General features: G+C 36.4%; 18 protein-coding genes. 10 read left to right on the top strand and 8 right to left on the bottom strand.

Annotated elements, in window-relative coordinates; translation table 11 throughout:
• The 4 genes from dapB (at position 1) to BXY82_RS13080 (ending at position 3,292) form a co-directional block, all read left to right on the top strand.
• A complete protein-coding gene (dapB, locus tag BXY82_RS13095) occupies positions 1-702 on the top strand; it encodes a 4-hydroxy-tetrahydrodipicolinate reductase (RefSeq protein WP_133758695.1) in 702 nt (233 codons plus the stop codon).
• Positions 703-798: 96 nt separating this feature from the next.
• Complete coding sequence (gene lepB, locus BXY82_RS13090) at positions 799-2,340, top strand: signal peptidase I (protein ID WP_133758694.1); 1,542 nt, start codon at positions 799-801, stop codon at positions 2,338-2,340.
• A gap of 14 nt (positions 2,341-2,354) precedes the next feature.
• A complete protein-coding gene (locus BXY82_RS13085; RefSeq protein ID WP_133758693.1) occupies positions 2,355-2,975 on the top strand; it encodes a WbqC family protein in 621 nt (206 codons plus the stop codon).
• Entirely contained in the window at positions 2,975-3,292 is a 318-nt protein-coding gene (locus BXY82_RS13080; protein ID WP_133758692.1) for a DUF6122 family protein, read from the top strand. The genes BXY82_RS13085 and BXY82_RS13080 overlap by 1 nt, the downstream gene beginning before the upstream one ends.
• Before the next feature lie 98 nt (positions 3,293-3,390).
• On the opposite strand, the gene BXY82_RS13075 is transcribed toward BXY82_RS13080, so the two are convergent.
• The 7 genes from BXY82_RS13075 to BXY82_RS13045 all read right to left on the bottom strand — a co-directional run bounded on the left by BXY82_RS13075 (position 3,391) and on the right by BXY82_RS13045 (position 9,910).
• A complete protein-coding gene (locus BXY82_RS13075; RefSeq protein WP_133758691.1) occupies positions 3,391-4,413 on the bottom strand; it encodes an endonuclease/exonuclease/phosphatase family protein in 1,023 nt (340 codons plus the stop codon).
• A 5-nt stretch (positions 4,414-4,418) separates the two neighbouring features.
• The gene (locus tag BXY82_RS13070; RefSeq protein ID WP_133758690.1) at positions 4,419-5,291 is read right to left on the bottom strand and encodes a rhomboid family intramembrane serine protease; all 873 of its coding nucleotides are present in this window, start codon (positions 5,289-5,291) and stop codon (positions 4,419-4,421) included.
• The gene (locus BXY82_RS13065) at positions 5,288-6,037 is read right to left on the bottom strand and encodes a rhomboid family intramembrane serine protease (protein WP_133758689.1); all 750 of its coding nucleotides are present in this window, start codon (positions 6,035-6,037) and stop codon (positions 5,288-5,290) included. The genes BXY82_RS13070 and BXY82_RS13065 overlap by 4 nt, the downstream gene beginning before the upstream one ends.
• Positions 6,038-6,065: 28 nt before the next feature.
• A complete protein-coding gene (gene mutL / locus BXY82_RS13060) occupies positions 6,066-7,916 on the bottom strand; it encodes a DNA mismatch repair endonuclease MutL (RefSeq protein WP_133758688.1) in 1,851 nt (616 codons plus the stop codon).
• The gene (locus BXY82_RS13055; protein WP_133758687.1) at positions 7,916-8,197 is read right to left on the bottom strand and encodes a riboflavin synthase subunit beta; all 282 of its coding nucleotides are present in this window, start codon (positions 8,195-8,197) and stop codon (positions 7,916-7,918) included. Before BXY82_RS13055 ends, mutL begins: the two co-directional genes overlap by 1 nt.
• Positions 8,198-8,652: 455 nt before the next feature.
• Complete coding sequence (gene ribH, locus BXY82_RS13050) at positions 8,653-9,138, bottom strand: 6,7-dimethyl-8-ribityllumazine synthase (RefSeq protein ID WP_133758686.1); 486 nt, start codon at positions 9,136-9,138, stop codon at positions 8,653-8,655.
• A gap of 4 nt (positions 9,139-9,142) precedes the next feature.
• Positions 9,143-9,910 (bottom strand): tetratricopeptide repeat protein, encoded by a 768-nt coding sequence (locus BXY82_RS13045; RefSeq protein ID WP_133758685.1) that lies wholly within the window; start codon positions 9,908-9,910, stop codon positions 9,143-9,145.
• A 134-nt stretch (positions 9,911-10,044) separates the two neighbouring features.
• Between BXY82_RS13045 and recF the strand changes: the two genes are divergently transcribed.
• The 4 genes from recF (at position 10,045) to BXY82_RS13025 (ending at position 12,421) form a co-directional block, all read left to right on the top strand.
• On the top strand, positions 10,045-11,124 hold the full coding sequence (recF, locus tag BXY82_RS13040; protein WP_133758684.1) for a DNA replication/repair protein RecF: 1,080 nt from the start codon (positions 10,045-10,047) through the stop codon (positions 11,122-11,124).
• Positions 11,125-11,181: 57 nt separating this feature from the next.
• Positions 11,182-11,604: a lipocalin family protein gene (locus BXY82_RS13035; RefSeq protein WP_133758683.1), complete on the top strand. Its 423-nt coding sequence runs from the start codon at positions 11,182-11,184 to the stop codon at positions 11,602-11,604.
• 111 nt (positions 11,605-11,715) lie between these two features.
• Positions 11,716-12,012 carry a DUF721 domain-containing protein gene (locus BXY82_RS13030; RefSeq protein ID WP_133758682.1) on the top strand — a complete coding sequence of 99 codons (297 nt, stop codon included), beginning with the start codon at positions 11,716-11,718 and terminating at the stop codon, positions 12,010-12,012.
• Between the two features lie 217 nt (positions 12,013-12,229).
• A complete protein-coding gene (locus tag BXY82_RS13025) occupies positions 12,230-12,421 on the top strand; it encodes a cold-shock protein (protein WP_027125508.1) in 192 nt (63 codons plus the stop codon).
• Between the two features lie 125 nt (positions 12,422-12,546).
• On the opposite strand, the gene BXY82_RS13020 is transcribed toward BXY82_RS13025, so the two are convergent.
• Positions 12,547-12,966: a nucleoside-diphosphate kinase gene (locus tag BXY82_RS13020; protein ID WP_027125507.1), complete on the bottom strand. Its 420-nt coding sequence runs from the start codon at positions 12,964-12,966 to the stop codon at positions 12,547-12,549.
• Positions 12,967-13,139: 173 nt separating this feature from the next.
• Between BXY82_RS13020 and BXY82_RS13015 the strand changes: the two genes are divergently transcribed.
• Both BXY82_RS13015 and gldI read left to right on the top strand, forming a co-directional pair.
• On the top strand, positions 13,140-14,156 hold the full coding sequence (locus BXY82_RS13015) for a DHH family phosphoesterase (protein ID WP_133758681.1): 1,017 nt from the start codon (positions 13,140-13,142) through the stop codon (positions 14,154-14,156).
• The gene (gldI, locus tag BXY82_RS13010; RefSeq protein WP_133758680.1) at positions 14,153-14,701 is read left to right on the top strand and encodes a gliding motility-associated peptidyl-prolyl isomerase GldI; all 549 of its coding nucleotides are present in this window, start codon (positions 14,153-14,155) and stop codon (positions 14,699-14,701) included. The genes BXY82_RS13015 and gldI overlap by 4 nt, the downstream gene beginning before the upstream one ends.

Here is a 14,701-nt window from a genome sequence, read left to right as displayed (position 1 = left end):
ATGAAAATAGGTCTCCTAGGATATGGCAAGATGGGCAAAACCATTGAGAACATAGCGCTAAATCGACAACACGACATTGCATTAAAGGTAGATAAAGACACTGAGTCTTATAATTTAGATGGAATTGACGTAGCCATCGATTTTAGTACGCCTGATGCCGCCGTTGATAATATCTTAAAGTGTTTTTCACACAATGTTCCTGTAATTTCAGGAACCACAGGGTGGTTGCAACATTACGATGAAGTTATCGCGTTATGTAAAGAAAGAGAAGGTTCATTTCTCTATGCTTCAAATTTTAGCTTAGGGGTAAATATCTTTTTTGAATTGAATAAAACTCTTTCCAAATTGATGGCTAATTTGCCAGAATACACGATCAGTATGGAAGAGATCCATCATACTCAAAAATTAGATGCTCCAAGTGGTACTGCCATTTCATTAGCTGAAGATATTATTAAAAATTCAAAATATGGAACATGGACGTTAGACGCGGCAAAACCTAAAGAATTATACATTGATGCCAAACGTATTGCGGATGTGCCAGGCACCCATGAGGTGACCTATAAATCTTCAGTAGATACTATTTCAATAAAACATACCGCTCATAATCGTGAAGGATTTGCGCTTGGCGCTGTTATTGCCGCGGAATGGATTGCAGGAAAAAAGGGAGTTTTTACTATGAAGGATGTGTTAAACATTGGTTAACTTACTACCCTTATTAAATTTATAATTTATCACAAACAATATCTTTGTTGATCAGTTTGAAACTCTAGATTGACAATTTAAATTAAAACTTATCAGATGACATTAACTGAATGGATTATCTTCTTTTTCGTGGTACAAATCATCCACGGACTTGGCACATGGAAATTGTACATAAAAGCTGGCAGACAGGCATGGGAAGCTTTTATTCCTGTTTACAATGCGGTGGTTTTAATGAAAATTATCAATAGACCATGGTGGTGGACTATATTATTATTTGTTCCTATAGTTAATTTAATTATGTTTCCAGTGGTTTGGGTTGAAACCGCTAGAAGTTTTGGAAAAAACACTACTACTGATACGGTTTTGGCTTTGGTCACGCTTGGGTTTTACAACTATTATTTGAATTATTTTTCAGATGTTCAACACTTTAAAGACAGAAGTTTACATCCAAAATCGGCAGCTGGAGATTGGATCAGTTCTATCCTCTTCGCTATTGTTGCGGCTACGATAGTACATACGTACTTCATTCAGCCATTTACGATTCCAACATCATCTTTAGAAAAAACCTTATTAGTAGGTGATTTTTTGTTTGTGAGTAAATTTCATTACGGCGCCCGGTTACCAATGACAACTGTCGCCGCCCCCATGGTCCATGATACCATTCCTGTTTTAAAAGTAAAATCATATTTGTCTAAACCAGAGTTACCGTATATGAGACTCCCTGGTTTTCAGAATATAAAACGAAATGATATTGTTGTGTTTAACTGGCCGGTAGATACCATGTTAGATATGCGTCATACGGACAAGCACTATTACAAACCCATTGATAAGAAAACCAATTACGTCAAACGTGCAGTTGGTTTACCAGGAGATTCGCTGTCTATAAGAGACGGCTATGTATACATTAATGGCAAACAAAATGTACTTAATGATCGTGCACGCATTCAATTTTCATATAATATCACTTTTCAGGGACAGATTGCCTCAAATGCACAAGTATATGAAATTTTGAAGCGCTTTGATATGACTGACGGTTTGGGTTATGACCAACAAAATGATAAATGGATTATTCCTGCGGCTACTGAAGAAGCGGTTGCTAGAGCAAAAAACCATCCAAATATAGCTTCAATTGAAATCCGAAAAGATTCCTTGGGCAATCGTGACGCTGGAATTTTTCCAATGAACGCAGCTTACAATTGGAATAATGATTATTTCGGTCCATTATACATTCCTAAAAAGGGGAAAACCATTACCTTAACCCCTGAAAATTTACCGCTATACAAACGTGTCATTACTGCTTATGAAGGACGCGATCTTTCAATAAACGGCAATCAAATTAGTATTGATGGTCAAGTAACCAACCAGTATACGTTTAAACAAGATTATTATTGGATGATGGGAGACAACCGTCATAATTCACAAGATTCTCGCGTTTGGGGCTTTGTGCCTTTTGACCACGTTGTGGGTAAACCTGTTTTGGTTTGGATGAGTTGGGATGGGAAAAGTCCGCGTTGGGAACGTTTTTTTACCACAGTTGGTGGAAACGGTAAATTAGTATCCTACTTTATTCCTTTTTTAGTAGTGTTAGGCCTTGTTTTCGGGTTCAATACATGGCGTAAACGAAGAGCGTCAAAATAAGTTGCTATTCATTTATGGACATTTTACTTCATCCTACTTATTTCCCTAGCATTGCACAATGTGTTGCGGTGGTACAAGCGAGAAGAGTAACTTTTGAAGTATATGATAATTATCAGAAGCAAACCTATAGAAACCGCATGACCATTTACGGCGCACAAGGTAAAATGCCATTGACGGTACCTGTAGTTTATTCGCAAAAAAACAGACAGCTCTACAAAGACATCACCATTTCGAATGATGACAATTGGCAGGATTTGCATTGGAAATCAATACTATCAGCCTATAGTAGTTCGCCTTTTTTCGAATTTTATGAACACGATCTTCTGCATTTATTTCAAGAAGAAGCAACAAATTTAATGGCATTTAACTTTAAATGTTTAGAGGCTGTTTTAGAATGTCTTCAGTACAATTTAGAGTTTGATTACACCACCGAGTTTGAACTTGACCCGCAGGGTAAAACAGATTACCGTTATTTAGCAGCACATAGAAAGGAACAGCAGCAACCATTAACCCCCTATGTTCAGGTGTTTGATGACAAATTTGGCTTTATCTCAAACTTAAGCATCCTCGATTTGATATTTAACGAAGGCCCAAATGCCTTGTTGTATTTGGAGCGCCAACAATTACCGCAATAATGCTTCAATCCATTATACACTATGGTATTCATTTTGGGATGCCTCTGGCAGTAGCATTCCTATTTTTTAAATCGGCATGGAAACGGGCATTTTTGATAATGATTGCCACCATGATTATTGATTTAGACCACCTCTTAGCCGTACCTCTCTTTGATTCTGGGCGTTGCAGTATAAATTTCCATCCGTTGCACACCTATTACGCTATGGTAATTTATGTGGGGCTTCTATTTTTTAGGAAAACCAGACTTATTGGTCTTGGACTAGTCATCCACATGATTGCTGATGCCACGGATTGTTGGATGATGATGAATTTTTAATTGAAGAGTGGAGAGTGTTGATTGTTGATTGTCTTTTGCTACCAAAAAACTGCAAACTGATAACTGCAAACTGATACCTGCCAACTGAAAACTGACCCCTACTTCACCTTAACTTTACTCATTATGGGGAAATGGTCAGAGAAACCGATTTCAAAAGTTTTAAAATTATTGATTTCAAAATTGTCATCAGCCATTATAAAATCAATGCGTACCGGAAAAAATTTAAAATTGAAGGTGCGGCCAAAACCGTTACCTGCCTCTACAAAGGCATCATTCAAATTGTCTCCCTTAATTTTATTGTACACATAAGAGTATGCGGTGTTATTAAAATCGCCACAAATGATCACCTTGTATTGACTTTTCGCTTTATGTTCTAAAAATAAATCGGCTTGAGCCTGTTGCAACCTGAATGTATTGCCTACACGTTTAAATAGGTTTTCCGAAGTTTCATTTTTTAGAGGATCAGTGCTCGCATCAATTTTCAATGATTGGAGGTGCACATTATAAATTCTTATTGTGTCTTTACCTTTTACAACGTCTACAAATATAGCATTGTTATAAGTATTGGGAAATTCAATTGAACCTTTATTTATGATTGGAAATTTCGAAAATATAGCTTGCCCATTTTTTATTTTGTTTCCAGAGAGCACTTCAAATTTATAGTACTCCTGGAGCGCAAGACCGTCATCTGGGCGGTATTCTTGCATGCTGATAATGTCTGGCTTTTTGTCTTTAATAAATTGACTTATTTCAAAGGGCACGTCTGGGTTGGGTATCCATTTAAATAAGTTAAACAAACGCACATTATAGTTCATTACAGCAATATTAGCGTCATCTTCCACATGCTTAGAAGCAGAAAATCTGTATAATGATGCGATATGATTAAAGCCAATTAAAAGCACTATAAGCGACAATAAAAGCTGCTTTTTAACTGATAAAAGCCAATAAATCACAAATAATATGTTAACGATAATAAGAAATGGTACAGTCAGACTTAATACGGATATAAATGCAGAGCGTTCTGGTTCCACGTATGGCAATAGATAAGACAGCAATAATATGGTGGCTACAATGCTATTTATGAAAAACACAAACTTATTGAAGAGATTGAGTTTTGACATTGAACTTAGTCTTTAGCTTTAAATAAAAAAGCTTTTTCCTCCTCTGTCAGACTTTCATAACCACTTTTGCTTATTTTGTCCAAGATAAGATCTATTTGCTTTTGCTTATTAAACTCCTTAAACTCTGATTTATTATGGCCTGCTACCGTATTTGATTTGCGCTTATGTACAGTTCTTAAGGGCGATTTCCCGCTTTTATCAAACAAATTTGCAACCCAATCCATAAGTTTTTCAAATCCTTGACCAATATCATTACCTTTTGTTAACTGTTTGGCATAGAAATATCCCAATGCAACGCCGCCTAAATGGGCTATAGTTCCTCCTTGGTTAGATCCAAATAAACCTATAAGATCAAAGGCTACCATAGCAACTCCCAAATGCCATAATTTAACATTAAATATCAACAACCTAACTTGTGTGTTGGGCATATAGGCACATAAAAAAATCAACAATGCCCTAACACCTGCCGAGGCCCCAACTAAAGCCCCAGCTGGCTTTAAAAAATCATTGGGCAAGACATTATAGGCAAACAAAAAGAACAGCCCGCCCAAAAGGATTCCCAAAAAATAGATTTTTAAAGTCAATTTAGAATCAAATAAATTAAGCATCATTTGAGACACAAAGTAAAGCACCATCATATTGAACAACAGATGGAACAGACCATAATGTGTAAATCCATAGGTTATAATGCTCCAAGGCTTAAAAATAAACTCACCCAGATTTTTTGGCAACTCTAACCAATATAGACTACTTCCCGTCTTTATAAAAACGGCGAGTAATAACCCCACCAAAAACACCACCACATTAATAGCAATTATTTTCTCGAGTACATTAAGGGTCCTTAACTTCTCTTTTATATCTTGATTTAATGAAGTCATCTATCCCAACGATTTTTATTGAATTGTGTTTTCTTCCAATACCACATCATCAAGAAACCTGTCAGGGCACCACCAAGATGCGCTGCATAGGCCGTATTACTAGGGCTAAAAAACGATGATCCTGTAACTGCTGAAATTAAGTCTAACGCAATAATGGCAGGAATAAAATATTTGGCTTTTATAGGAATAGGTAAGAAAATGAGCATCAATTTAGATTCAGGATATAACATACCAAAGGCCACCAATACACCAAATATAGCTCCTGAAGCCCCAACCATAGACGAGTTGAAGATGTTGTACATACTTTGCAATTGTTCCCTTTGTGCCGCATTGATACCATCCATGACTTTACCAGTAGTAAGCGTTTCATGTATTTGACTTGATGTAAACCCGGCTGATAATATGTCTGACTCCTTAGGAAGATACTGTAAATAGTACACGCCCAGCATAACAAGTGCCGCCCCCAAACCAGCAGAAATATAGAAGAAAATAAATTTTTTGGCGCCAAAAACTTGTTCTACAGCTGTGCCAAACATCCATAAGGCCAGCATATTAAAAGCAATATGCATCAAATTTCCATGCATGAACATATGGGTAATAATTTGCCATGGTTGAAATAAATCATTTTTGGGAAAATGTAAGGCAAACCAATTATAAAATACACCATTTTGGATGGTAATTGTCCCAATAAACATCAACACATTTATAATGAGCAAATGTTTAACGGTATCTGTAATTCCTCTCATGCTTCTTAAGTCTTTACGTTAATTAAAATTACATAAATTTTCTGTCAACCTCATCAATCGTAAGGGTAATAAATGTGGCGCGGTTGGTGGGTGATACAGAAGGCTCCTTACAGGCAAAGAGACTATTTACTAAATGTTCTTGCTCTAAATTTGATAAGGACTGTCCTGTTTTTATTGCTAAGCTTTTTGCCATAGATTTTGCCAAGAGGTCTGTGGCACTAAAATGGCTATCTGGCACCTCTTGTTCTACATCTCCAATAAGTTGTTCTAAAATAATTGATACTTCACTATCTGGTACATTTATAGGCAGGCCGGTAATCTCTACTTGCTTTTCATCAATAGAAGAAAACACAAACCCTGTAGCTTCCAAATCGCTCTGTAACTGTTTTAAGATCGTTAATTCCGCTCTGGTGAAATGCAATTGTAAGGGAAATAATAATTGTTGACTAACCGCTTCCTTTACTGTCATACTTTTCAACAAGCCTTCGTATAAAATGCGTTGATGTGCACGATGCTGATCGATCATCAACATGCCAGATTTTATGGTGCTGATAATATACTTATTCTGAAATTGATATGTACTTTGAGCCGTGTCATGTGATGACTGATCGCCAAATAACGAAACGTTTTCAGGTTCACTTTCAAATTCCACTTGACTGAAATCTTGAGCATCGCGTGTGCCTTTAGACTCCAACCCCACATACAAGCTGTCCCAATTATTTGGCGTTTGTTTCTTAAAAGCTGTAGTCTGTTTGCCAAATGAACGTTCTTCTCGAAACGGATTATAATCCCGATCTACTTCAACAGTAGGGGTTTGGGCGCCTTTATCTTTATAGTTGTAGGGCGTATCTAAATTGGTATCATATTCAAAATCCAATACCGGTGCTATATTAAACTGCCCTAAACTATGTTTGACCGATGACCTTAAAATGGCATACAAGGTATGCTCATCATCAAACTTAATTTCGGTTTTTGTAGGATGGATATTGATATCAATCGATTTTGGATCGACCGTTAGATTTAAAAAATAGATGGGATGGTGGCCGTCCTTAATCAATCCGTCAAAAGCTGCATTAATGGCATGGTTGAGGTAAGGACTTTTTATAAATCTGTTGTTGACAAAAAAGAATTGTTCTGATTTTGTCTTTTTGGCGAATTGTGGCTTCCCCACAAATCCTGAAATTTTCAGTACTTCAGTAGTCTCTTCAACAGGTACCAATTTCTCATTGGTTTTAGTACCAAAGATATGAACCACACGTTGACGGTAATTGCTATCGTGTAAGTTGAACAGCTCACTCCCATTATGATACATTGCAAATGCAATATTGGGATGTGCCAAAGCAACACGATGAAATTCATCAATAATATGGCGTAGCTCTACTGTATTTGATTTTAAAAAGTTACGACGCGCAGGGATGTTGAAAAACAAATGTTTTACAGCGATTGATGTTCCAGTTGGTGTAACGGTGACTTCTTGGGTTTTAATTTCACTGCCTTCAATGGCTATTAATGTTCCAAGTTCATCAGCGTCTTGCTTAGATTTTAATTCAACATGGGCTATTGCAGCAATACTCGCCAATGCTTCACCTCTAAAGCCTTTGGTATGCAAACTGAACAAATCATCAGCAGACCGAATTTTAGAAGTGGCATGTCTCTCAAAGCTCAATCGCGCATCGGTAGCGCTCATGCCTTTCCCATTATCAATAACTTGAACAAGGGTTTTGCCTGAATCTTTAAGAATTAATTTAATGGAGGTTGCCTCAGCATCAATGGCGTTTTCAAGTAATTCCTTGACCACAGATGCAGGACGTTGCACGACCTCTCCTGCCGCAATTTGATTAGCAACATGATCTGGTAAAAGTTGAATAATATCTGACATTAGCCTTTTGGAAAGAATATTGACAAATCAAAGCCTATGATCAGGAGGAAAATTAATATTAATATCCCAGCGATAATGAGGGTGCGTTTATTTGCGGCCTGATCAGGAGTGTTCTTAAAGTCATCCATAGCATTTTCAAACGTGCCTTTTAAACCAACCTTTCCAATAGTCTTCCTATGATCATCAAATTTATGCTTGATCTCATATGGATTTCCTTCGCCTTTATAATGACGTGGGATATAGTTAAATTTCTTGTTTTGACGTGTTTTAAAGATGCCCATAATTTCTAAATTTCGTAGTTACTTAACACGTACCATACACCAATTACCATACCTAAAAAAATTAGTAAGATAAGCAATGTTGGCGCCTTTTTTTTGCGTAGGTTTTTTTGACGCCATTTAGGCTCAAACCCATAAGACTGATCTTTATGATGGTCTTTGAGATGCCGAGGCGTGTAACTGAAACGTTTAGGTTGACGTTGTTTAAATAAATTCACTATTGAACGCTTTGCCTTTGTGAACTTCAAATGTACTCAAAATACGAGGAAAAACGATGTCTAAACTGCTAAAATATGTTAAGAGAAATTGAGGTGAGGTTTACGAGTGTGAACCAAGAGGAGTTGGGAGTTGGGAGTTCGGGGTTCGCAATATACTTAAGATAGAACCTGCCATCTTTAATAACAACATAAACTGCCTATTGAGCATTGAAAACTGCCAACTGAAGACTGGCTAATAAATTAGGCTTCGCGACGCAATACCGCCATTTTGATAGCCGCTACCGCCGCTTCTACCCCTTTATTACCATGTTTGCCGCCAGATCTGTCGATAGACTGTTGCATCGCATTATCCGTAAGCACACAAAATATTACCGGAGTATCATGCATGACATTCAAGTCTTTAATGCCGTTGGCTACTGCTTCACATACAAAGTCGAAGTGTTTGGTTTCACCTTGTATTACACACCCAATAGCAATTACAGCGTCAACTTGGTGCTCTTGCATTTTCTTACTGCCATAAATAAGTTCATAACTTCCTGGCACATGCCAACTATAGATATTGTCTGCCAGTGCACCATGCTCTATAAGAGTGGTCAAGGCACCTTCATAAAGATTGTTTGTGATGTTGCTATTCCATTCTGAAACAACAATCCCAAACCGAAGATCTTTCGCATTTGGGATTGTGTTTTTATCGTAAGCGGATAAATTTTGATTCTTCGTTGCCATGTTTTTACAAACTTGCTTGTGCCTGTCCTATGAACACATCAATATTAGATGCTTCATTAGAATTAGGATAATTTTCTTTTATAGATTTGAAATGATCCAATGCTTTCTCTTGCTTTCCTAATGTCAAAGCCACAGTACCCGCCTTAAATAAATACATTGGCGTAGTATAGTCATTATCATTCAAACTTGCTGCCTTTTCATAGTAACTCAATGCATCTTCTGGCTGATTTAATTGCACGAAAGCATCGCCGATTCTTCCTTTTGCAATAGGTGCCAAAATTTTATCATCACTTGAGAAGTCGCCCAAAAACTTAACAGTGTTTTGGTAATCATTCAAATTGTAATAGGCCATTCCAGCATAATAGTTTGCTAAATTAGCAGCAGGTGTACCACCGTACTCATTAATAATATCTAGCATACCAAACTTCCCTTCACCACCGTTTAAAGCTAATGTATATAGTGAATCTTTAGCATTTGTATCGTTCACAGCGCGTTCAAAATACTGTTGTGCCGTAAACATTTCGTTCATAGCTTCACTTGCCTTTGGTTCTGCAACAAACTTGTTGTAGCCTAAATACGCCAAAACCACTACAGCAATTACCGCTACAGCACCAATAATATACTTTTGGTTTTCAACGGCCCATTCTTCAGTTTTAGAAGCAGACTCGTCCAAAGTATTAAATACTTCAGCTGTTGTTGAATTGTCTTCTAAAGCCTCAGTCTTTTCAGCTTGTGTTTTTGGTTTGTATCCTCGTTTCTTATAAGTTGCCATATCATTGTAATTTGTGCGCCGCAAAATTATAATATTTATTGGTATATAAAAGGTAAATTATTTGTTATTTTTCAATAATTTGCACATCCTTTCGCGCACTTGAATAAAATCTTATTAAAAAGCGAATTATTTTCATGGTTTTAAACTCACTTTCCTTACTAAATTATAAGAATTTTGACAGTCAAGACTTTACTTTTGATCAGAAAATCAATTGTTTTGTGGGCGCCAATGGCATTGGAAAAACTAACGTTTTAGACGCTATATATAACTTATCTTTTGGCAAGAGTTATTTTAATCCTATTGCCTCCCAAAACATCCGTCATGGGGAGGAATTCTTTGTAGTAGAAGGTCTTTTTGAAAAAGAAGAGCGTGAAGAAAAAATCATTGTATCGCTTAAAAAAGGACAAAAAAAGATGATTAAGCGCAATGGCAAGGCATATGAAAAATTTAGCGATCATATTGGATTTATCCCCTTAGTCATTATTTCACCAGCCGATAGAGATTTAATCATTGAAGGTAGCGAAACACGACGGAAATTTATTGATAGCGTCATTTCACAAAGTGACAAAAATTACCTCAACCAACTTATCAACTATAACAAAGTACTTCAGCAACGAAACGCACTATTAAAGTATTTCGCCTTAAACAATACTTTTAATGCACAAACCCTTGAAGTGTATAATGACCAATTGCATCAATATGGGTCTGAAATTTTTACCATTAGAAAATTGTTTCTCGAAACCTTTATCCCTATTTTCAAGTCGCGCTACAATGCGATCAGTAATCAGCAGGAGCCTGTGCACCTGAGTTACAAAAGCGATTTGTATGAAGCCGATTTGGAGACTCTTTTAAGTAGTAGTATTCACAAAGACAAAGCTGTTCAGTACACCACAGTAGGCATACATAAAGATGATTTAAATTTTGAAATTGACGGGTTTCCTATTAAAAAATTTGGAAGTCAGGGGCAACAAAAATCGTTTTTAATTGCACTAAAGCTTGCGCAATTTGACTTCATTAAACAACAAAGTGGTGTCTCCCCTATCTTATTATTAGATGATATATTTGATAAATTAGATGAAAACAGGGTGGCACAAATTATTGAATTGGTCGACAATGAAAATTTTGGCCAACTCTTTATCAGCGATACACATGCCGAAAGAACGGAAAACATCATTAAACAAGTCCACCAGTCATACAAAATATTTAAACTCTAAGATATATAATGACGCCAAAAACCACAACTTGGGTGCCTCATTAATAAAATTTACAACATGAAAAATTTATGGATCTCTAGCCTTTTATTCTTCTTAATAATGTCCTGTAGCAATAACCCTGAAGCATTTATTCCTTTAATAAACGGATATTGGGAAATTGACCAAGTAACGCTGTCTGATGGTAGCAAACGTGAATATACCTATAGTGACACCATTGACTATTTTAGCGTTTCTGATAGTTTAACAGGATTCAGAAAAAAAATGAAACCTAGTTTTGATGGCACCTACACCACCTCCGATGATGCGGAGCAATTGACATTGAAAGTTGAAAATGACAGTTTAAATGTGTATTACACCACGCCCTACGCTAAATGGAAAGAAACCGTGTTAATGGCCACGGAAGATGAACTTTTGATTGTAAACGAACAAAATGTACGGTATCTTTACAAACGCTTTCAACCTATAGTAGTAGAAAAATAAGAAAATAGAGAAGTATTTTGTTTTTTAACTACAGTATAAAGAGGCCTATTTTATATTAAGGTCTTGCAAACATACCAATCAAATCATCTAATCATCTGCAAAACACCAATTATGGCAAAACGCAATAAAGATAATCTCTCCATAAGCGAACTTCTGCAAGAATTTGTAGACACAAATAATCTACAAACCGGATTGGACAAAGTAAATGTCAGAGATGCTTGGGCAAAAATGATGGGCAATGGCGTAAACAACTATACTACAGCCATACAGTTAGAACGAGACACACTTTATGTACAATTAAGTTCCAGTGTGCTTCGGGAAGAGCTGAGCTATGGTAAGGAAAAGATCATTACAATGCTCAATGAGTCTTTGGGAAAAGACGTGATTAAGAAATTAGTTCTTCGTTAATTGTTAGCTCACTTCATTGATTTGTAGCGTTTTTGTAATCGAGATAGCTGAAATTACATTAAAATTCAACCCATAAATTCATTCTACAACTGCTCACAATCCCAATGATATTGGGCGATGGTGCCATTCTAAAATATTTATGGTTCAAAAAGGAGTTTGTATTCTTTTTGGCACTATCTTTGAACTATTATATACAATTAATTTAATATTTATTACAATGAGTAAAGGAACAGTAAAATTTTTCAACGATGCTAAAGGCTTCGGTTTTATCGTAGAAGAAGGAAACAACAAAGAACATTTTGTTCACATTTCAGGATTAATCGACGAAATTCGTGAAGGCGATGAAGTTGAATTCGATCTTACAGAAGGAAAAAAAGGATTAAACGCAGTTAACGTAAAAGTTATCTAATATATAAGCTTTTTTAAATGATAAAGCCCTGCAACTGATGTTGCAGGGCTTTTTGTTGTAATATATAGAACATAAAAATAGCTTAGAACATTGTCCCAAGCTATTTTTTTTAAAGGGTATTATCCTTAAAACATTTCTCTACCAGCAAAGTGGAATGCACTTTCAATAGCAGCATTTTCATCACTATCACTTCCGTGAACCGCGTTTTCGCCAATAGAAGCTGCATATAATTTACGGATTGTTCCTTCGGCTGCATCAGCAGGGTTGGTAGCCCCAATTAAAGTTCTGAAATCTTCAACTGCATTTTCTTTTTCCAAAACGGCAGCCACAATTGGTCCACGCGTCATGTATTCTACCAATTCGCCGTAAAAAGGTCTTTCGCTGTGTACAGCATAAAATTCTTTTGCATCAGCAGTAGTCATGTGGGTTAATTTTAATGCTACAATTCTAAAGCCTGAAGCACTGATTTTTTCTAAGATTGCACCAATGTGTCCTTTTTCGACTGCATCTGGCTTAAGCATTGTAAATGTTCTGTTAGTTGCCATATTTGTAATTTAATTGATTCTAATTAATTTTTATTTTTAAGGGTTGATATGCTTTACACAAGCCCAATGTATTAACTACATTTTGTTTACCCTTAATAAATTTCGTGCAAAAGTACGTCATTTATCAGTAAAAACCATATTATGGATATTAAAAAATTGTATCTTCGCGGGCTATGACTGAACACAATATTAAAGCCATAAAGGCACTATTATCAGCGCCAAAACACATTGTTATTGTTCCACATAAGAACCCAGATGGCGATGCTATGGGATCTACCTTAGGGCTTTACCACTATCTTGCAAAGCATAATCATAATGCTACTGTGATAGCGCCAAATGATTATCCTGAATTTTTAAAATGGTTGCCTGGGCATGAACATGTGGTTATTCATGAATCTGACAGGGAAAAGGCTGAGCAATTGATTATACAAGCCGATGTCATCTTTACGCTTGATTTTAATGCGCTTCACCGTTCAGGGGCTATGGAAATGCCTTTAGAGAATGCGATGGCCACAAAAATCATGATTGATCATCACCAACAACCCGATGGGTATGCCCATTATATGTATAGTGATGTGACTATGAGTTCAACCTGTGAAATGGTTTACAATTTTATTAATATGTTACATGACACCGCTCACATTGACTCTACAGTCGCTACCTGTTTATATACCGGTATTTTAACAGATACAGGGTCTTTCAGGTTTCCGTCAACCACCAGCACAACCCATCTGATTGCCGCTAATTTGATTGACAAAGGTGCCGACCATTCTGAAATTTACAATGCCATTTACGACACCAACAGTTTTGAGCGCTTACAATTATTGGGCGTTGCCCTCAAAAATTTAAAAATTTTACCGGAATATAGAACGGCATATATTACGCTCAGCCAAGAAGAGTTAAATGCGGCTAATTTTAGGAAAGGTGACACTGAAGGATTCGTCAATTATGGCCTTTCTATTAAAAACATCATTTTCGCAGCTATTTTTATTGAACACAAGCAAGAGGGAATTATTAAGATTTCGTTCCGGAGTAAAGGAGACTTCTCTGCAAATGAATTCTCTCGAGATAACTTTGGCGGTGGTGGACACACCAACGCTGCTGGCGGTAAAAGCGACCTCGGATTAAATGAAACTGTTGAAAAATTTATTAGTATATTGCCTAGCTATAAACACAACTTAACTTTATGATAAGAGCCATTCTTCTCATTTTTATTTTAGCCCTTGGTATCAGTAGTTGCAAGTCTCCTGAAGCCAGAAGACCTATATCTCAAAAAACAGGATCTTTTATAAAAATATCAGCTGAGCGTAACAAGAAATTAAATGCTGCAGAGACTGAAAGAATTCAAAACATCATTAAATCGGACACCTCCAAAACCTATATTGCTTCAGAAAGCGGATTTTGGTACTACTATAATACAAAGGTGGATAAAGATACCATTACGCCATCATTTGGAGATATCGTCAACTTTGATTATGATGTGAAAGATTTCAATGGAAATGCTATCTATTCCGACGAAGACATCCAACCACGCGATTATGCGATGGATCAGGAAGAACTATTTACAGGACTCCGAGAAGGTCTAAAACTTATGAAACCAGGTGAAACAGTCACCTTTTTATTTCCTTCCCAAAAAGCTTACGGTTACTATGGTGACAAGAAAAAAATTGGCACAAACACTCCCGTTATTTGCGAAGTGACCGTTAATTCAATAATTCAAAACCAAAACGATTAA

Source organism: Gelidibacter sediminis, from assembly GCF_004364975.1.
Taxonomy (GTDB): domain Bacteria; phylum Bacteroidota; class Bacteroidia; order Flavobacteriales; family Flavobacteriaceae; genus Gelidibacter; species Gelidibacter sediminis.
The sequence above is the reverse complement of the archived record's forward strand: the minus strand, read 5'-3'. Positions and strand labels throughout refer to the sequence as shown.

What these genes read in the sequence shown, in the direction of transcription:
- BXY82_RS13020 (WP_027125507.1), bottom strand. Translation starts at nt 12,966, where the DNA reads ATGGCAACTAACAGAACATTTACAATGCTTAAGCCAGATGCAGTCGAA.
- mutL (WP_133758688.1), bottom strand. Translation starts at nt 7,916, where the DNA reads ATGTCAGATATTATTCAACTTTTACCAGATCATGTTGCTAATCAAATT.
- recF (WP_133758684.1), top strand. Translation starts at nt 10,045, where the DNA reads ATGGTTTTAAACTCACTTTCCTTACTAAATTATAAGAATTTTGACAGT.
- BXY82_RS13015 (WP_133758681.1), top strand. Translation starts at nt 13,140, where the DNA reads ATGACTGAACACAATATTAAAGCCATAAAGGCACTATTATCAGCGCCA.
- BXY82_RS13085 (WP_133758693.1), top strand. Translation starts at nt 2,355, where the DNA reads ATGGACATTTTACTTCATCCTACTTATTTCCCTAGCATTGCACAATGT.
- BXY82_RS13080 (WP_133758692.1), top strand. Translation starts at nt 2,975, where the DNA reads ATGCTTCAATCCATTATACACTATGGTATTCATTTTGGGATGCCTCTG.
- BXY82_RS13035 (WP_133758683.1), top strand. Translation starts at nt 11,182, where the DNA reads ATGAAAAATTTATGGATCTCTAGCCTTTTATTCTTCTTAATAATGTCC.
- BXY82_RS13075 (WP_133758691.1), bottom strand. Translation starts at nt 4,413, where the DNA reads ATGTCAAAACTCAATCTCTTCAATAAGTTTGTGTTTTTCATAAATAGC.
- BXY82_RS13030 (WP_133758682.1), top strand. Translation starts at nt 11,716, where the DNA reads ATGGCAAAACGCAATAAAGATAATCTCTCCATAAGCGAACTTCTGCAA.
- gldI (WP_133758680.1), top strand. Translation starts at nt 14,153, where the DNA reads ATGATAAGAGCCATTCTTCTCATTTTTATTTTAGCCCTTGGTATCAGT.
- BXY82_RS13065 (WP_133758689.1), bottom strand. Translation starts at nt 6,037, where the DNA reads ATGAGAGGAATTACAGATACCGTTAAACATTTGCTCATTATAAATGTG.
- BXY82_RS13055 (WP_133758687.1), bottom strand. Translation starts at nt 8,197, where the DNA reads ATGGGCATCTTTAAAACACGTCAAAACAAGAAATTTAACTATATCCCA.
- lepB (WP_133758694.1), top strand. Translation starts at nt 799, where the DNA reads ATGACATTAACTGAATGGATTATCTTCTTTTTCGTGGTACAAATCATC.
- BXY82_RS13025 (WP_027125508.1), top strand. Translation starts at nt 12,230, where the DNA reads ATGAGTAAAGGAACAGTAAAATTTTTCAACGATGCTAAAGGCTTCGGT.
- BXY82_RS13070 (WP_133758690.1), bottom strand. Translation starts at nt 5,291, where the DNA reads ATGACTTCATTAAATCAAGATATAAAAGAGAAGTTAAGGACCCTTAAT.
- ribH (WP_133758686.1), bottom strand. Translation starts at nt 9,138, where the DNA reads ATGGCAACGAAGAATCAAAATTTATCCGCTTACGATAAAAACACAATC.
- BXY82_RS13045 (WP_133758685.1), bottom strand. Translation starts at nt 9,910, where the DNA reads ATGGCAACTTATAAGAAACGAGGATACAAACCAAAAACACAAGCTGAA.
- dapB (WP_133758695.1), top strand. Translation starts at nt 1, where the DNA reads ATGAAAATAGGTCTCCTAGGATATGGCAAGATGGGCAAAACCATTGAG.